The sequence below is a fragment of the Neobacillus sp. PS2-9 genome (assembly GCF_030915525.1).
In the GTDB taxonomy this organism is placed as follows: Bacteria; Bacillota; Bacilli; order Bacillales; family Cytobacillaceae; genus Neobacillus.
The window spans coordinates 2481848-2500841 of the sequence record NZ_CP133269.1; the positions used below are offsets into that span (position 1 = coordinate 2481848).

15 protein-coding genes and 1 pseudogene are annotated in these 18994 nt (G+C 37.8%); 12 read left to right on the top strand and 4 right to left on the bottom strand.

The genetic code is table 11. The features are described 5' to 3' along the window. Positions 1-11: 11 nt before the first annotated feature. Positions 12-1250: an MFS transporter gene (locus tag RCG25_RS12575; RefSeq protein WP_308083971.1), complete on the bottom strand. Its 1239-nt coding sequence runs from the start codon at positions 1248-1250 to the stop codon at positions 12-14. A 452-nt stretch (positions 1251-1702) separates the two neighbouring features. On the opposite strand from RCG25_RS12575, the gene proB reads away from it, so the two are divergent. The 6 genes and pseudogenes from proB (at position 1703) to RCG25_RS12605 (ending at position 8916) form a co-directional block, all read left to right on the top strand. Beyond that, positions 1703-2815, top strand: coding sequence for a glutamate 5-kinase (gene proB / locus RCG25_RS12580; RefSeq protein WP_308083972.1), 1113 nt, complete (start codon positions 1703-1705; stop codon positions 2813-2815). A gap of 8 nt (positions 2816-2823) precedes the next feature. After that, a pseudogene (locus RCG25_RS12585) lies at positions 2824-4064 on the top strand (glutamate-5-semialdehyde dehydrogenase). A gap of 129 nt (positions 4065-4193) precedes the next feature. Beyond that, complete coding sequence (locus RCG25_RS12590; protein WP_308083973.1) at positions 4194-6470, top strand: ATP-dependent DNA helicase; 2277 nt, start codon at positions 4194-4196, stop codon at positions 6468-6470. A 150-nt stretch (positions 6471-6620) separates the two neighbouring features. After that, the gene (locus RCG25_RS12595) at positions 6621-6857 is read left to right on the top strand and encodes a FeoA family protein (protein WP_374121079.1); all 237 of its coding nucleotides are present in this window, start codon (positions 6621-6623) and stop codon (positions 6855-6857) included. Then, entirely contained in the window at positions 6847-7539 is a 693-nt protein-coding gene (locus tag RCG25_RS12600) for a FeoB small GTPase domain-containing protein (RefSeq protein WP_308083975.1), read from the top strand. The genes RCG25_RS12595 and RCG25_RS12600 overlap by 11 nt, the downstream gene beginning before the upstream one ends. A 3-nt stretch (positions 7540-7542) precedes the next feature. Further along, on the top strand, positions 7543-8916 hold the full coding sequence (locus RCG25_RS12605; RefSeq protein WP_308083976.1) for a nucleoside recognition domain-containing protein: 1374 nt from the start codon (positions 7543-7545) through the stop codon (positions 8914-8916). A gap of 50 nt (positions 8917-8966) precedes the next feature. Here the strand turns inward: RCG25_RS12605 and RCG25_RS12610 are convergent, their stop codons facing one another. Further along, the gene (locus tag RCG25_RS12610) at positions 8967-9263 is read right to left on the bottom strand and encodes a hypothetical protein (protein WP_308083977.1); all 297 of its coding nucleotides are present in this window, start codon (positions 9261-9263) and stop codon (positions 8967-8969) included. Positions 9264-9417: 154 nt separating this feature from the next. Here RCG25_RS12610 and RCG25_RS12615 point away from each other — a divergent pair, with 154 nt between their 5' ends. The 3 genes from RCG25_RS12615 (at position 9418) to RCG25_RS12625 (ending at position 10990) form a co-directional block, all read left to right on the top strand. Next, positions 9418-9696, top strand: coding sequence for a DUF1292 domain-containing protein (locus RCG25_RS12615; protein ID WP_308083978.1), 279 nt, complete (start codon positions 9418-9420; stop codon positions 9694-9696). 122 nt (positions 9697-9818) lie between these two features. Then, the gene (locus RCG25_RS12620; RefSeq protein ID WP_308083979.1) at positions 9819-10067 is read left to right on the top strand and encodes a hypothetical protein; all 249 of its coding nucleotides are present in this window, start codon (positions 9819-9821) and stop codon (positions 10065-10067) included. 107 nt (positions 10068-10174) lie between these two features. Then, positions 10175-10990 carry an alpha/beta fold hydrolase gene (locus RCG25_RS12625; protein ID WP_308083980.1) on the top strand — a complete coding sequence of 272 codons (816 nt, stop codon included), beginning with the start codon at positions 10175-10177 and terminating at the stop codon, positions 10988-10990. 15 nt (positions 10991-11005) lie between these two features. Here the strand turns inward: RCG25_RS12625 and RCG25_RS12630 are convergent, their stop codons facing one another. Next, complete coding sequence (locus tag RCG25_RS12630; RefSeq protein WP_308083981.1) at positions 11006-11425, bottom strand: hypothetical protein; 420 nt, start codon at positions 11423-11425, stop codon at positions 11006-11008. A 188-nt stretch (positions 11426-11613) separates the two neighbouring features. Then, positions 11614-12777: a glycoside hydrolase family 18 protein gene (locus tag RCG25_RS12635; RefSeq protein WP_308083982.1), complete on the bottom strand. Its 1164-nt coding sequence runs from the start codon at positions 12775-12777 to the stop codon at positions 11614-11616. Between the two features lie 200 nt (positions 12778-12977). On the opposite strand from RCG25_RS12635, the gene RCG25_RS12640 reads away from it, so the two are divergent. The 3 genes from RCG25_RS12640 to RCG25_RS12650 all read left to right on the top strand — a co-directional run bounded on the left by RCG25_RS12640 (position 12978) and on the right by RCG25_RS12650 (position 18975). Then, entirely contained in the window at positions 12978-13925 is a 948-nt protein-coding gene (locus tag RCG25_RS12640; protein ID WP_308083983.1) for an oxygen-dependent tRNA uridine(34) hydroxylase TrhO, read from the top strand. A 200-nt stretch (positions 13926-14125) separates the two neighbouring features. Then, a complete protein-coding gene (gene essC / locus RCG25_RS12645; RefSeq protein WP_308083984.1) occupies positions 14126-18724 on the top strand; it encodes a type VII secretion protein EssC in 4599 nt (1532 codons plus the stop codon). Then, positions 18724-18975: a methyltransferase gene (locus RCG25_RS12650; RefSeq protein ID WP_308084174.1), complete on the top strand. Its 252-nt coding sequence runs from the start codon at positions 18724-18726 to the stop codon at positions 18973-18975. Before essC ends, RCG25_RS12650 begins: the two co-directional genes overlap by 1 nt. Positions 18976-18994: the final 19 nt, after the last annotated feature.

Consider the following 18994-nt stretch of genomic DNA (forward strand, 5'->3'; position numbering starts at 1 on the left):
CGAATCCAATTTTACTGTGTCACTCGTTCACTTATTTCACTATGAATCGTTGAATTCAATCGAACATGTTGTTCAGAATTTCTTACCTTAAACGTCAGCAATAACCCAACAACTAAACACAGAGAAGAAAATAAAAAAGCACTTTTGAAGCCGCCGAAATCCTCGATCAACCAGCCAGCCATGGTAGGACCAATAAATTGTCCCACTGCAAAGTAAAACGTAACATAACTAAAAGCTAATGGCATTTCAGTAGGCCGAACATGGTCCATACTTGAAGCCTGTGTTAACGTAAATAATCCGGTAGACGTGCAGCTTAATATAATGATATGGAGGGTAAAGCCTAAGAGAGTGGTAAAGAAAATAGGCAGTGCCATAGAAAATAAGGTCAGGCCCATTGTTAAAATGAGCGAAGTTCTCCGTCCGATTTTATCAGAAATAAATCCCCATATTGGGCCGCTAAAAATAGACAAAATCCCATTCAATGCCATTAATTGCCCGGCAAACTTTATGTTAATGCCTGATTCAATCATAAAGCTCATGATAAAAATCATCTGGACAATGTAAGTTACACCAACAATTCCATAAATTAAGCCAACATTAATCACTTTCGGATTTTTATAGATTTCTTTTGACGATTCTTTCCGGCTGTTCTGTTCAGAAGCCAATTCAACTGGTGGGTTTTTTATAAATAATAAAGTTAGCAATACAACACTCAACCCAATAACTGCGAATACTCCCCAGGCAATTCTCCAACCTATCTCGGAATTCAAGCTGCCAAGGTAGGGAACAGTGATTCCTGCAAAAAGGATACCAATACCTGCCCCGCTCGTTGTTAAACCAATGACAAATCCCTTTTTTTGCGGGAACCAGGCAACAAGTAAGGAGATAAAAGGGGTATAGGTAAAGGAGGTTCCAATCCCTAATAACAGCATAAAAAGAAAGGTGACTAGGAATGAAGAAGTAAACGTAAGCCCAGCTAAGCCTAGCGTAACCAGAGAAATTCCAAGTAAAATAGTCCGTTTACTACCCCATCTTGATGCAAGGATCCCTGCAAAGATAATGGTACTTAAATACCCTAAGGAAGTTGTGGTTCCGAGGTAACCTGCTTCCTTATACGTTAGATGAAGGCCTTCACGCATAAACGGAAGAATCACTCCATAAGAAAGTCTTGCAAATGCTAGAACAACAACAGTTGTTAACATACCAATAGTGGCATAACCCCATAAACGTTTATAGCTGCTTTTTTCCATTAAATAACCTCCTATTTCCCAAGACCCTATTCAACTTATTTTACTTATCATTTTATTCGGGTACCTAAATTTCTATGTGAACAATTACATGTTAAGCCTCCGAAGAACTATTACCTTATTAATCTAAAAAATCCGTCTTGACAATTTACCATTTTCTATGGATAATCAAATAAATTGAAAAATCGAAAAAATGGTATGGGATTAGTAAATCATTGGAACGTGTTAGAGAATGAAACCCACTGGCTGAAAGGTTTCTCACGGAAAAATAATTGAACCTGCCCTCACATGCTGCTTATGCAAACATAAGCCGTCCTCCCTCGTTACAGGTTCAAGTGGATGTAGGCGCAAGTTTCCTGCATCAATAAAGGTGGTACCGCGGAAACGATTCTTCCGTCCTTTTATAAGGACAGGAGAGTCGTTTTTTTATTTTATTAGGAAAGGTCCGAAGACAGATGAAAAAACAGCTGGTGGTAGTGAAGATTGGAAGTAGCTCACTAACAAGTGCCTCGGGGCATATTTCAGAAGAAAAAATACATGATCATGTGAAAGCACTGTCCTATTTAAAGGAACAGGGGCATGAGGTTATTCTCATTTCTTCCGGAGCTGTTGCTGCAGGCTTTGGATCGCTTGGATATCCAACACGACCTAAAAGTACAGCTGGTAAACAGGCAGCTGCAGCTGTCGGGCAAGGTCTACTAATGCAGCAGTACATTCAACTGTTTAAAGAGTTTGGTATCATTCCAGCTCAAATTTTATTAACACGAGAAGATTTTTACAGTCAGGTCCGGTTTCAAAACTTATTTTCAACGATGACCGAGCTTCTTCAACGAGGCGTTTTACCAATTATTAATGAGAATGATTCCGTGTCAATTGAGGAATTGACCTTCGGAGACAATGATTTATTGTCAGCACTGGTTAGTGGTTTTCTACATGCCAATGCATTAATCATTCTAACGGATATCAATGGACTCTACGATGGAAATCCAAAAGTGAATAAAGAGGCAAAAAAATATCATTTTATCCCAGAAATATCCGATCAACTCATCTCAGTTGCTGGAGAAAGTGGGTCTTCGGTCGGTACAGGAGGGATGAAGTCAAAGCTGCTTGCTGCAAAAAAAGCATTATCCCTTGGCGTCAGTGTTTTTGTCGGCACCGGCACTGGAAAGGAAAAACTGGTCGATATCTTAACTGGGAAAGGCGACGGGACATATATTGGAGGACCCTTCCAAACACAAATGCAAATGAAAAAGCAATGGATTGCTTATCATTCGCAAGTCGGCGGTGTAATTGAGATTGATGAAGGCGCAGAAAAAGCCATTGTGTTTCATGGAAAGAGCTTGTTGCCTGTAGGAGTTACCAATGTCATCGGCGAGTTTAATGCCTTAGACGTTGTCATGGTTAGAAACCAAAAAGGGAATGTCATAGGCAAGGGGCAAATTTATTATTCTTCTAAAAATTTACTAAAAGTGAAAGGCTTACCTGGTGACCAATCGAAAGGGTATTCGATTAATAAAAAAGTAGAAGTAATACATCGTGATAATTGGGTCATTATGCCAAAGGAGTGAGTGGGAGAATGAATGAATTACTAGAGAAAGCCCGTCTTTTAAAAAATGCTTCAAAAACATTAGGAATGCTTTCATCCAACGAAAAAAACGAAGCGTTAGAAAAAATGGCTGATCATATACAATCTAACAAGGAATGGATAGTCAGTGAAAATGCGAAGGACATAGAGACCGGGAAAAAAATGGACTATCAGACTCTTTAATTGATCGACTCTCATTAACAAACGAGAGAATCGAACAGATTGTGGATGGAGTTCGTCAATTAATACATTTAGAGGACCCAATTGGTGAAACGATTGTTGCTTGGGAACGACCAAATGGACTTCGAATTGAAACGATTAGGGTTCCGCTCGGGGTTATTGGGATGGTATACGAGGCTCGACCGAATGTAACGGTTGATGCAGGAAGTCTTTGTTTAAAAGCTGGAAATGCGGTTCTTCTAAGAGGTAGTTCTACCGCTATTCATTCCAATAAAGCTCTCGTCCATACTATGCAAGAGGCACTCGAAGGAACGTCGATTCCAAAGGATGCGGTCCAACTATTGGAAGATACAAGCCGTGAGACAGCCTCTGAAATGTTTAAGTTGAACCAATACCTAGATGTCCTCATTCCTCGAGGCGGAGCAGGACTCATTCAATCCGTTATCCAAAATGCTACTGTTCCAGTTTTAGAAACGGGCGTTGGAAATTGCCATGTGTATATTGACGAATCAGCTGAAGAAAAAATGGCAATTGAAATTGCTATCAATGCCAAATTGCATCGGCCTTCCGTATGTAATGCTGCTGAAACGTTGTTAATTCATGAAAAATGGCCTTATAAGTCGGAACTCTTAAGAGCCCTTTATGATCGAGAAGTAGAACTTCGAGGGGATGAATCATTAGCAGCTGCTTATCCGTTTGTACAGCAAGCCTTAGAAGAGGACTGGCACACAGAATACTTAGCACCGATATTAGCAGTTAAAGTGGTTAGCGATGTAAAGGAAGCGATTGAACATATTGACCGTTATGGTACGAAGCATTCGGAAGCGATTATTAGTGATAATGAAGCAAATGTTCATTTGTTTTATCAAACGGTGGATGCGGCGGTTTTATACCATAATGCTTCTACCCGCTTTACAGATGGGGAGCAGTTTGGCTATGGGGCAGAAATCGGAATTAGTACGCAAAAGCTTCATGCTAGGGGACCAATGGGCCTAAAGGCAATGACAACGACAAAAACAATTGTTCGTGGTACAGGTCAAATTAGGTTATAAATCTAAGATACCCTAAAATATCAAACGAGTAAGGGCGATGTAGTCCTTACTTGTTTTTGTTATGCATTCATTTCTGCTATACTTAAAATACAAACATACATTCTTATATTATTATTAGTTGGTGATCATGTGACAAATACGATTCAACTATCTGTTCGGAAGCTTTTAGAACATGTTTATCTGGCTGGTAGCATAGATAACCGTTTCCGCTCCCAATCTTCTCTATTAGATGGAACAAGAATTCATCAATCAATCCAGAAAACTTATAAAGATGGTGATCAGAAAGAAGTGTATCTTCGTTCAGAAATTCCCTTTGAAGAGTTTACCTTTCTTATTGACGGCCGTTGTGATGGACTTTTGTTTCAGAATCACGTCGTGACGATAGATGAAATTAAATCTTTTTCAAGACCACTTGAGGAACTGAACTTGGAAGGAGTCCCTGTCCACTGGGCGCAGGCAAAAATGTATGCCTATATGTATATGCTGGATCATGAATTACAGGAAATCACCGTTCAGCTTACCTATGTACATGTGGATACCTTAGAAAAAAGGCAGTTAAAAACCAATTGTCATTTTTCAGAGCTTGAGGCGTTTGTCTTTCATGTGATAGAAAAGTACGCCCCCTATGCAAGATTGATGCACATCCATCGATTAAAGCGAAATGAGAGTATAAAAGATCTCTCTTTCCCTTTTGAAACGTATCGCGCAGGACAAAGGAAATTAGCGGGAGCTGTGTATAAATCCATTTTAGATGAAAAGAATCTTTTTGTTAAAGCACCAACCGGAATTGGCAAAACGATATCTACCCTCTTTCCAGCAGTTAAGGCGGTAGGGGAAGGTCATCTAACCCGTATTTTTTATCTTACAGCAAAAACAATTACACGATCAACGGCAGAGGAAGCTTTTGCAAGGATGACATCACACGGATTATGTATGAAAACTGTCACGATTACCGCTAAGGACAAAGTTTGTTTTAAGGAAGAGACCAAGTGCCAAAAGGATTATTGTGAATTCGCTGACGGTTACTATGACCGCATCAACAGAGCTATTCTTGATATTTTATCCAAGGAAGATAGACTGACTCGTGAAGTGATCGGTGACTATGCACGTAAGCATTCGATATGTCCATTTGAATTTTCACTTGACCTTTCCTATGCCGCTGATGGTGTTATTTGTGATTACAATTACATTTTTGATCCACGAGTATCCTTAAAACGCTTAGTTGAAGAGCAAAAGAAAACGACTGTTTTACTGGTAGATGAAGCACATAACCTCGTTGACCGGGGGAGGGATATGTTCTCAGCATCACTAAATAAAGAAATGTTTCTACAATTGAAAAAAGATTATAAAGCGATCGATAAAGAAATTTACGAGTCTGCCAACAGGATCAATACCATCTTTATTTCAATGAAAAAGGATATGGACAGAGAGAATGAAATGGTGTTAGAGGTTTTAAATGAAACCTTCGTAAGTCATCTTATTGATTTTGTAAAAAAGGCAGAAGAAATGCTTATTAAAAATGCATCTCCTGATTTATTGGAAGCCTATTTTAAGGTGAATCAATTCATAAAAATTGTTGACTTTGTTGATGAGGATTATGTCATATATGCAGAAAAAATTAAGAATGATTTGCTGGTCAAGCTCTTTTGTATGGACCCTTCTAAGCTCCTTGCACAAATGGGGAAAGGTTATCGAACAAAAGTATTCTTTTCAGCTACCCTTTCGCCGTTACCTTATTATCAAGAAATGCTTGGAGGAAATGAGGGGGATTATCTACTCTCCATTCCTTCTCCTTTTTCAAATGAACAGGTGGATATTTTTATTAAACCATTGTCCACCAGATATCGTGACCGCGAAAAGACAAAAGAGAAAATTATACGTTTGTTACTTGCTTTGGTAAAACAACGACCGGGTAACTATCTTTTCTTCTTACCTTCCTATGATTACTTACTAACTGTCTATGAAGGGTTTAAGGCAGAGGACCAAGAAACACAAACGATCATTCAGGCTTCAGGAATGTCTGAAGCAGAGCGGGAACACTTTCTAGAAACCTTTAAACCTAAATCAGAAAAGGGAGTCCTAGGATTTGCTGTCCTCGGCGGTATTTTTTCAGAGGGAATAGATTTAATCGGTGATCGATTAAACGGTGTGGTCATCGTAGGAGTCGGATTACCTAAAATAGGTTTTGAGAGAAATCTCATTAAGGATCACTTTAATAAAAAGAACAAGAGTGGATATGATTATGCCTACATTTATCCAGGAATGAATAAAGTGTTACAAGCTGGAGGAAGATTAATTCGCTCTGAAAACGACCATGGAACCATCGTCCTGATAGATGATCGATTTTTGCATAACCACTACCAGAGCCTTCTGCCAGAGGAGTGGAATGAGTTTACTATTTTATAATAAGCGATAGTTGATAAGCTGCCTAAAAATAGGCAGCTTATTTTTTAAAAAAAGGTGACAAATAGGGGAATCATCACATATAATTAAACAAAAGTTGCACGAGGTAAAAACTTTGAAAGTGGGGAAAGAGAGATGGATAAACCTAAAACAATGAAATTGGTTCAAGGGGAAAAGGGAAATTTAATAAAAATAACATCCTTAAATTTAGATGGAGTGATGAGACGAAGACTGCTAGATTTAGGCTTTGTGAATGGAGCGTTAGTAGAAGTTGTTCGTAAGAGTCCATTAGGAGACCCTATTGCTTTTCGTGTGAGTCAAACAACGATTGCCTTACGAAAAGAGGAAAGTTCCAAAATCGAGGGGGAGCTGATTTCTGATGCGGGATGAATATCGCATTGCATTAGCAGGAAATCCGAATACGGGTAAAAGTACCTTATTTAATGCTCTAACAGGGCTTCGTCAGCATACAGGGAATTGGGCAGGAAAAACCGTTTCACATGCACAAGGAAGTGTTCAGTATAAAGACAAAACCTTTCATCTAATTGACCTTCCTGGGACATATTCACTTTTTTCTAACTCAACAGATGAAGAAGTAGCACGCAATTATATTGTTTTTGAGAAACCAGATATTACGCTTGTAGTTCTAGATGCCACCTCATTAGAAAGAAATTTCAATTTGGCATTACAGGTCCTAGAGATGACAAAAAACGTAGTGATTTGCATAAATTTAATCGATGTTGCAGAACAGCGTGGGATTCATATAAATGAAAGATTGCTGACAAATCGATTAGGTGTACCAGTTATTAAAATTTCTGCAAGGAATAAAAAGGGGTTTCCTATGCTCCTAGATACGATAGACCGGATTGTGACAGGAGCAATAGAATGTAATCCGGTACAAATCACGTATCCTGATGAAATAGAAGAAAAGATCAAACAAATTGAGCCAAAAATTCAGGGAATTGTCGGGAATCATCTTTCTGCCCGCTGGGTTTCTTTAAGATTACTAGATGGTGATGAGGCTTTACTTAATGAACTAAGTAAGCGGTTAGTGGTAGCTGGGGAGGTATAGAACATGAGTCTTCAAGAGCTTTATGCAGAAGCACGAAGTTTGTCAACATCAGAGCTTAGAGATGAGATTGTCCAACATCTATACGACCGAAGTCATAAATTATGTCATGAAGGAATTTCTTACACGAAATCAAAACAGGATTTGCGTACGGAAAAACTGGATGCAATCTTTACCTCACCGATATTCGGATTCCCGATTATGGTTACCATGCTAGGTGTACTGTTCTATTTAACCATTGCTGGAGCGAATATCCCTTCATCAATGTTAGCAGAATTTTTTGGAATCCTCGAGGGATATCTTACTTCATTCTTTCAGTTCCTGCATGCGCCTGATTGGGTTCACGGTATATTAGTTCTCGGGTTGTATCGGGGAACGACGTGGGTCATCAGTGTGATGTTGCCGCCAATGGCTATTTTCTTTCCAACCTTTGCTCTCCTTGAAAACTATGGTTATCTGCCAAGAGTTGCCTTTAATATGGATCGTTTGTTTAAGCGGGTGGGAGCACACGGTAAGCAATCCTTAACGATGGCAATGGGCTTTGGCTGTAATGCAGCAGCTGTTATATCGACACGAATCATTGAATCTCCAAGGGAGAGGATGCTTGCCATACTGACAAATAACTTCGTACCATGTAACGGCCGCTGGGGAACATTGATAGTATTAGCTTCTCTGTTCATGGCTGCTAATTTTACAGGCGGGTTAAAATCGCTAGTTACCACAGGGGTTATTGTAGGAATTGTATTATTTGGAATTATCGTCACATTTTTTGTCTCATGGGTTTTGTCAAAAACGGCTTTAAAGGGAGTACCTACACATTATACTCTAGAGCTCCCACCCTATCGTAGGCCAAAGATTTTTGATACGGTGATACGTTCCTCTTTAACTAAATCGTGGTCGGTATTAATACGTGCAGTTAAAGTTGCTGCACCAGCAGCCATCCTCACATGGGTGTTCGCAAACATCTATATCGGTGATACAAGTATTTTGATGTATGCGGTGGAATTTTTAGACCCGTTTGGAAAAATGCTCGGCCTTGACGGGTATATTATGATGGCATTTATTCTTGGTTTACCAGCTAATGAGATTGTCTTACCTATCCTTTTAATGGGTTATTTATCAACAGGCTCCTTAACTGAAGTTGATAACTTAGCGGACTTAAAGAATATTTTCCTTGATCATGGATGGACGTGGCTGACCGCGTTAAATATGATGTTATTTTCACTATTGCACTATCCATGCGGAACTACCTTGCTTAATATTTACAAAGAAACAAAAAGTAAAAAATGGACCGTCATGGCCTTCCTAATCCCAACAGTCATCGCCATCTTGGTTCCATTAATCATTACCCAAACGGTTAGAATGCTTGGAATTCTATAAAGTAAGAAAGACACCTGAATGAACTCTCAGGTGTCTTTCTCATGAAATGGCTATTTTCTTTTTTCTATCTCTTCCGTCACTACGAATGCAAGGTCATCGTTTCCAAACAAGGATAATACACCTAGAAGAGTTTCATCAGGCACTTCACCAGCTTCTTCCTTCGGTACGGTTAACTCAAGGGCTTCCCTCAATGCAGGGTTGGATGCTTGGTTAGGGTAAGCCCTTATGTATAATTCTTCCGGATTCAGGTTGTGATTTATGCACCATTGGGCAAATACGAGGATCATCATTTTCTCTTCCCCGCGATAGTTTTCAATGATCTTTTCTTCTACCTCTTTTTGATTCATTTGAATTCTCCTTACAAAAAACCTTATATCACAATTATATCGGATTTTTAACTATGTTGCTGAGATTTTTAATAAGTATCATTACTAACTTAGATTAATTTCAATGGTTTTATGAGATACTGTTTGAGGGTAGAAAATTTTCCTTAGGGGTGAAATGAACATGAGTAAAATTGAAATTGGTGAGATTTTTACAATTAGTGATGAAAATGACGATGAACAGGAAGTAGAAGTACTTGGAGTTATGACGATTGAAGGCTCAGAGTATGTGGCCGTCGCATTTGCTGACGAAGTGAAACAAGAAACGGAAGAGGATATTGATATCTTCTTTTTAAAAGTCGATGAGGATGGAGATTTTACAGCGATTGAAAGTGATGAAGAATTTGATAAGGTATCTGAGGCTTTTGATGATATGATGGAAGAAGATGATGAATAGTTTACTTTGGGAGAGAGGTATACCTCTCTTTTTTTTTGGTTATAAACCTGCTGGAAAAATTATGTATGTAAACATTTTTTTTTGGCATACTAACATGGAGAATATCTACAAAGGAGACTTTCATGTTTATTGAAGAGGGTTCAAAGTATCAAATTTCCCAAAGTATCAAAGGTTTTTTTAATTCTGCTGAATTAATGACGGTGAAAAGTAATAATGGTATCACGGTCCAATTCATTCTTGGAGACAGTAAGGGACATGGGTCTATGCCAGTTGAACATATGAATTACTTATTGAAAAGGTCTAATTTAACGCAAATCCCGAGTAAACGAGCTTTATTGAATACAGACCAAAATGAGGAACAGATTGGATAACATGTATATAAAAATAATTATTGCATTGCTCTAAAAAAGCAATGCTTTCTTTATGGTAAAATGGGGTATATATATGACAAGAAGAGTGGAAATGGATAGGAGTGAGGATGATGGAAGTAAAATTTCAAAAACATGAAGGTTCATCGATTTCATATGTGGATAAAGGAGAAGGAATGCCAGTTGTTCTTCTTCATGGTTTTTGTGGTAGTTCTCGTTATTGGGAAGAGGTCATACCAGAATTATCAAGAAACTGCCGAGTCATTGCACCAGATTTGCCTGGTCATGGGGAATCAGAACCACTTTCAAATGGTTCGACGATTGAAGCGATGGCAGATCGGATAAAAGAACTTATCGATGGGCTAAATTTAGAGAAGGTAACGATGTTCGGGCACTCTTTGGGAGGTTACATTACTCTTGCTTTTGCTGAGAAATATAGTGACCAATTAACTGGATTCTCTTTAGTTCATTCCACTGCATATCCAGATTCAGATGAGGCTAAAAAGGGAAGACAAGGAAACATTGAAAAAGTGATGCAGCAGGGAGTGCGGCCACTAATTGATGGGCTAGTACCAAAGCTTTTTTCTCCTGAACATAAGGGTGAAGAATATGTAGAAACAGCAAAGGAGATTGGTTACGGAACGACACAAGAGGGTACCATTCATGCATTGCAAGCAATGAAAGTCAGACCTGACCGAAATCTTGTATTAGAAAATACAGAGTTACCTGTCCTATTATTAGCAGGGGAACAAGATCAAATCATCCCAGCAGAGAAAACATTCTCAGTGACAAAACCTAATATTATTCATTCAGTGATAAAATCTTCGGGACATATGAGCATGTACGAAAATCCAAAGGAATTGCTTAGGGAGATACAAGCGTTTTTGTCCAGGGTAAATTGCAATAATAAAGGTTCCCATAATTAATGGGAACCTTTATTATTAAAAAATTGCAAGTAGAGATTGTAATTGTGTTTCCTTTTCTTGAGGATGTAGTACTGTTTCTCCTGTCGCTGGATTAACAGCTCCTTTAAATTCACCATTAACAAATCCAGCAATAATCGTTTGTCCTTCACTAGTATAAAAAGGAACAACCGTAATAATATTTACTTCCATTTTTGCTACTTTGATGAGAGATGCTCCCTTATAAGAATAACCAGCTGATGTTAGCTCTGCTTTAGCTGTTTTAAATTCTTGACTGCTTAGTAAGTCAGCCACAATTTTATTCTTTTCCGCACCTACTAGTGTCCCTGTACATCCACAATCATCTCCAGGTTTAGCTGCTTTTGCCGTATTCCCCGTAGTGACAAAGAGGGATAAAGCGATTAAGGCACCAAATAATATTGTTAATAATTTCTTCATCTTTCTTCCTCCTTTTTTCAACTACTTATTTCATTCTCTTTTTTTCGACAATCTCCTTCAAAAAACTTGGAAAAATATTCGACAAATACCATATTTTGTGACGAATTCATGTCGTGTATAATCTAGACGCTAAAAAGTAAACAATAAAAAGCTGAACCATCTTTTAAAGAGAGTTCAGCTTCATATACCTAATCCTTCTTAACCGTATAGTATTTAACTGGTTCCTTATCAGAATCCTTCAAAACACTGAAAATGGATGAAGTTAAACTATGAGAACCTTGTGCATCGAGACCCGCTTCCCAGAGCATCATTCCACCTAAGCTGTGGTCCAATGCCAGCTTCGTTTTCTTTTTCATCGTTGCATCGCCATTATAATAATAGGTTGTTCCGTTCATCTTTACTGTATCACTATTTGCATTTGCAGGGTTTTCGTTAATGATCGTCCCATAAGATACCTGTTTAATTTTTGGATCAGCAGGTTGTGCATAAAGCGGTACACCTAATACTAGCTTTTCTGTTGGGTAATGGTATGTTTCAAATAAACGAGTCCAATAGGTTACAATTTTTTCAGTAAACGGGTAGGGTGATAAGTTTGCTCCATTATACCCACCATCCCACTGTCCGTCGTAAGCCATAATATTAACATGATCCACATCGGCGAACATCGATGGCTCATACACCACAAAGCCAATTTCTGTAAGAGTTTGTGCATGAATTTTGGAGTAAACAGCAATTGATAATTCCTTATTTTTTGCATGTAACTGGGAACTTAATTCCTTTGTAAAAGCAGCTAGATTTTTTGCATCTGCTTTGGAACGTGGATGTTCAAAATCTATATCAATACCATCTAGCTTTTCTCGTTCAGCGATGCTAGTAAGCTCGTTAGCTAACCTTGTTCGGCTAACAGGATTAGAAATTGCAGTTTTAAAATACTCATACGATTCGCCGCCGTTTATATGGAACCAACCGCCAACGGCTAGCATCACTTTTGTATTATATTTATGAGCTTTAGCAACCATTGCCCGAAGGTTCCCTATAGCAGCATCACCATTGAGCAAAATCCCTCCGTCTTTTGTCGGATGGGCAAAAGAAAAAATCACATGAGTTAATTTTTCGTAATCCACGATATTTGGATCGCGAAAATCCTGGACATAACCAATAAGGACTTTCGAAGAGGCTTTTTTAACTTCTGGTAAGTCCTTTGTCTGCGGCTTTATCTCAGACTGCGCTACTTTTTGTATATTCTTAGATTTTGAATGATCGTTGTTAGTAGAGAAAAATACTCCAGTAAAAATGCCTCCAATGAAGGTAATAGAAATTACCAATGCAAGGAGGCTATAATGTTTTTTCATTAGATTGTTCCTCCTCCGTTTTCTTCAATGAAAATTGTAACAGAAAAAGCAGGGAAGATAGGTTGGTAATATCCACCTTTTAGCGGGAAGAGGTTCAAACATTTGAAAAGTAGTTCGAGTTTTTGATATAATAATAAGGTTAATTTCAAAAATACGTATGTTTTATACGTTTTATTATAGGAAAGTGCAAGGTGGTAAATATGATTCAAGAATATAGAGTGTTATTATATTATAAATATGTTCAGATAGAGAATCCTGAAGAAACAGCGGATGAACATCGCCAATTCTGTAATGAAGTAGGCTTAAAAGGCAGAATTATTATTGCCGCAGAAGGAATTAATGGAACTGTTTCGGGTACTATTGACCAAACAAATGCCTATATCCAATACATGGAGCAGCACCCGCTGTTTTCTGGTACAATTTTTAAAATGGATGAAGCATCTGAACATGCCTTCAAAAAGATGAAGGTCCGTTCTAGATCGGAACTGGTTACCTTACGTTTAGAGGACGATATCAATCCAAATGTTCTCACTGGAAAGCATTTGAAACCGAAGGAATTTTTTGAACAAATGCAGAGCGAAGACACTGTGGTTATTGATGCTAGAAATGACTATGAATATGACTTAGGACATTTCCGAGGGGCTGTTAGGCCGGATATCTTAAATTTCCGTGATCTTCCGCAATGGATTAGAGAGAATAAGGAACAGTTTGAAGGGAAAAAGATTCTTACCTATTGTACTGGTGGCATCCGCTGTGAAAAATTTTCAGGTTGGATGCTTCAAGAGGGATTTGAAGATGTATCACAGCTTGATGGCGGTATTGTTACTTATGGAAAAGACCCAGAAGTACAGGGAGATCTTTGGGATGGCCAACTCTACGTATTTGATGAGCGGATCAGTGTGCCTGTTAATCAAAAAGAGCATGTCATTGTAGGAAAAGACTACTATACTGGAGAGCCTTGTGAACGCTATGTGAACTGTGCAAATCCAGAATGTAATCGAAAAATTCTATGTTCTGAAGAGAACGAACACATACATTTACGTAGCTGTTCACATGAGTGTAGGGTTCACCCAAAAAACCGTTATGTTGCTCAGCATGGATTAAGTGAAGAAGAAGTCAACGAAAGATTAATGGCCCTAAAGGCATAAATGAAACCAAGCAGGTCGGTATACCGACCTGCTTTTTATTTTTTATGATGAGTATATTTACTCATTAGATGAGCATAAACATTGGTATCATTATCAAAAAATTGGGTATGTATATCCAGTAGTCATTTCTCTCTATTCTTGGCAATGGACCTTTCTACATACATGAAGAACCAATTACCTTATTTAAGGAGTCGTGGTCCATGCAACTTTCATTACTTAAAGGGGATGTAATTTATACGTGTGTCTTGCCTGAAAAGAAAAAAGGACAGTATTGGATTACAGAAGTTAATACTGATGGAGTGGAAGAAAGAGTTATTGGAGTCGAAGGAATTGAAAATCAGTGGGTATTAAAATCCAATCGAAAAGCAGCTATTTTTGATAATGGGGAACATGTAAAAGAAGTGAATCTTGAACCACGGAAAATTTATTCCATAAAACTTAAAAAAACAGATGAAGAGGCTATCTTGTTATCGGAGCCAAACACCAATGATCGAAAGGTTTTTAAAAAGTTAATTCTTCCTCCTAATGGAAAGATTACAATTGGGCGTAATGATGAATGTGATATACGGTATTTTAGTCCATTCACTTCCTCGATTCACGCTGAACTTTTTATCAGTGGAAATCAACTATCAATCAGAGATAACAAGAGTTATAACGGTACGTTTGTGAATGGCACACGCGTCACCTCTCTAGAACTCCATCCTGGTGATGTCATTTATATCCTTGGCCTTAAAATAATAATTGGGAATAGATATATTGCGATTAATAATCCGAACAACCAAGTAACATATAACGATCATGTGTTTATAGAATATGAAAAACAAGCCATTACCGCAGATGTTGAAGAAGAGGAAGTAGAGGAGCAAGTAACCAATGTCTTTTTCCGTTCACCACGGTTTAAACGGGATATCAAAAAGAAGGAAATTAAAATTGATTCTCCCCCATCACTTGGGAATCAAGAACAAACCCCGTTAATGTTAATGCTAGGTCCCTCTATCACCATGGGGATGGCATCATTATTTACAGGGATTGTTACCTTAAATAACGCATTAAATAATGGGAACCTCATGACCGCTATGCCAACATTGGTCATGTCTATTAGCATGCTTATTGGGATGATTCTTTGGCCAATTTTAACAAGAAGATACGAAGGTAAAAAGAAAAGAAAAGATGAGTTAGCTAGGCAGGAAAAATATAAAGCCTATCTTAATGACACTCGAAATCAGATTGCTAAAGAGACAGAGCATCAACGAAAAATCTTACATGAAAATCATATTACCATTAATGAATGTATGGAGAGGATTAAACAAAGAAAGAGAAATCTCTGGGAAAGAACACATATACAAAATGATTTTCTCACGCTCCGTCTCGGTTTAGGCACTCTGCCCTTGGAGGTCGATCTTAAAGTACCTGAAAAAAAGTTTTCTCTCGAAGATGATTTACTAAAAAACGAGCTTGATCGTTTAGTAGAGGAACCAAGAAATCTAGAACAGGTACCAATCTCTCTTTCTTTAATAGAGGATTGGATTTGCGGGATAATCGGAAAAAGAGAACACGTCCTACCATTAGTTAAAAGTCTGATTTTTCAAACGACCGCACTGCATAGCTACGATGAGGTAAAGCTAGTCTTTCTCTATAACCATAAAGAGAGTGAGAAATGGGAATTTGTAAAGTGGCTTCCACATGTTTGGGATGACAATAAAGTGACGAGATATATCGCTACAAATCTCACTGAAGTGAAGGAGGTATCCTCCTTTTTTGAAAAAGAATTAGCAGAAAGGGAACGTATTTCAAATTCAGAAGACCTTAAATCAATTACCCCTTATTACTTGATTTTTGCTATGGATAAAGGCCTTGCTACAAAGGCTGAAATGATAAATATGGTCCTTAAACATAAAAAAAATCATGGGATAAGTCTGATCCATCTCTATGATGAACTAATGAACCTACCTAAAGAATGCTCTATTGTCGTTCAGCACGACGGCGATGAAGCAAAAATTTATGATAAAGATGATATCACAGGTGAATATATCTCTTTCCAAGCGGACAAATATTTAGATGTTAATGAAATGGAGCTTGCAAAGAGTTTAGCTAATATTCAATTAGATTCTACTTTATCAAAATTTACCCTACCAACCATGTTAACGTTTTTAGATATGTTTGAAGTGGGGAAAATTGAGCACTTAAATGCACTAACACGCTGGAAGGAAAACGATCCAACACGGACACTTCAAACCCCCATTGGTGTAGATACTTCTGGTGAAAAATTTTATTTGGATTTACATGAAAAATTTCATGGCCCACATGGTTTGATTGCTGGGATGACTGGTTCTGGAAAGAGCGAAGTCATTATGACCTACATTCTTTCTTTGGCCGTAAATTATCACCCGCATGAGGTCGCTTTTATCTTAATTGATTATAAAGGTGGTGGAATGGCTAACGCTTTTACTGATTTACCACACTTAGCGGGAACCATTACAAACCTAGATGGTTCAGCGGTGAAAAGGTCATTAATTTCCATACAGAGTGAACTGAAACGAAGGCAAGCCATTTTCGGAGAAGCAAGTAAAACACTAAATGTCAGTAATATTGATATTTATAAATATCAAAAACTATTTAGAGAAGGTCAAGTCTCCGAGCCATTACAGCATCTATTTATCATCTCTGATGAGTTTGCAGAGTTAAAAACACAACAGCCAGAGTTTATGGAGCAACTTGTAAGTGCTGCCCGTATTGGACGAAGCTTAGGTGTGCATTTAATTCTAGCCACCCAGAAACCATCAGGAGTGGTAGATGATCAGATTTGGAGTAACAGTAAGTTTCGCATTTGTTTAAAGGTACAAGAAAAAGCGGATAGCATGGATGTCATTAAACGTCCTGACGCCGCAGAGCTCTCTGTAACTGGTCGTTTTTTTGTTCAAGTTGGTTTTAATGAATTATTCGATCTTGGTCAATCTGCCTGGGGAGGTGCGCCGTACTATCCATCAGAACGTGTGGAAAAGAAAATAGACGATAGTGTAGTTGTAATAGATAAACAAGGAAGGCTGCTTAAGGAAGTTAAGATAAACAAAAGACAAATGATGGTTACGAATCCGCAAAAGCAAATCGATGAAATTAATAAATATCTCTCAGGAATAGCCAAAGAAGAGAACATACGAGTTCGTCCATTATGGCTTGAACCAATACCTCAAAAAATCTACCTCAATGAGTTAAAAGAAAAATATAAAGTAACTCGTCCTCCTAACTTTGAAATCAATCCAGTCATTGGGGAAATTGATGATCCAGCAAATCAACGCCAGCTAGTCATGACTTTTCCATTATCAAAAGAAGGAAATGCCGTAATATACGGATCTGCTACTAGTGGAAAATCCACCTTCTTAAGAACACTAATCTACTCATTAATGCAAGATCATTCAGCTGCAGAATTAAACCTGTATCTTCTTGATTTCGGCTCTGAAACCTTACGTGCCTTTTCAAAAGCACCGCATGTCGGTGATGTTTTATTATCACATGAAGCGGAGAAAGTCAACAATTTATTCAAAATGTTATATCAGGAAGTTGAACAACGGAAGAAGCAATTCTCGGATTATGGTGGAGATTATCAGTCATACCGCAAAGCAACAAAGACAACGCTGGCGTCAATTGTGATTGTCATTCACAACATTGCAGGTTTTACGGAAATGTTTGAGGACAAAGAAGAAGCGCTTGGATATCTCACTAGAGAAGGATTGAAATATGGTATCTATTTTATTGTTACGGCTGCTAATACTGGAGCAGTAAGGTACCGACTACTTCAAAACTTTAAACAGCTTTTTGTCCTGCAGTTGAATGACACCTCTGATTATTCAGGGGTACTCGGGAATATAGAAGGTGTCTATCCCTCCAAATTAAAAGGTAGAGGGATTTATAAGACGGATCAAGTCTATGAATTCCAAATCGCTCTTGTCCATCAAGATCTTGATAACATTTTAGAATACATCCGCAACTACTGTGACAACTTAGCGAAGAAAAGCCATATGTTTGCCAAAAGAATTCCAACTCTTCCTGATAAGGTAGATAGTGACTTCTTAATGAATGAGATAAAAAACAGTCCTGACGGAAGAATACCTGTTGGAGTAGAAAAAAACAGACTGGAAATTTCATATTTTGAGTATAATCGGTCGTATATCAATCTTGTATTATCACAAAACAATGAGAAAGCTGATTTTGTTCAAGGTCTAGCTGAATTATTAATAGAGAAAGGGAATTCCACCGTTACAGTTCTCGATCCTGAAGATAAATTTTTACATGATAGCTCAAAAACATACAGCTATCAAGGAAAGAAATCAGACTATGATCAGACAGTCGTGGAAATGTTCAATCTCTTAGTATTAAGAAACAATACCTATAAAGAGGCCTTGACTGCCCGAGAAACTGCTCCATGTTTCGAAAAACAAATTTATATAATTACTTCCCTATCTGCATTACAAATAAGACTATCTGCAGATTCAAAGGATAAGTTGAAAATATTGCTAGAAAAAGGGGATAGGACCTACAATGTGCATTTTTTCATCTGTGAAAGTGTCTCCTATCTATCAACCGTATCCTTTGAGCCTTGGTTTAAAACTCATTTATCAATGAAGGATGGGATATGGATTGGTAATGGAATAACTAACCAATATCAATTCAAATTAAACAAAATCACCAATGATATGTATCAGGAAATCGGTGAGGATTTCGGTTACATGATTAAAAGTGGAAACACCTCTCTAGTTAAATTACTGACTTCGTGTAATCGGAATGTGGAGGTTATGCTGTGATGGAGAAAATTCTAATTGAGGTATTTGTGCCAGCAATCGAAAAAACCTTTGATGTATACATTCCTCCAACTCTTAAAATGCATGAAATCGAGATGTTGTTATCTAGTGCCATATCTGAATTATCTAGCGGTTATTTTGCAAAATCACCCGATACCGTGTTATGCGAAAGGAAAAATGGAATTATCATTGATATTAACAAATCAGCGAGTGAGCTCGGCTTACAAAACGGCTCAAACCTGATGTTAATATAAAATTTAAAATTTAATAGAG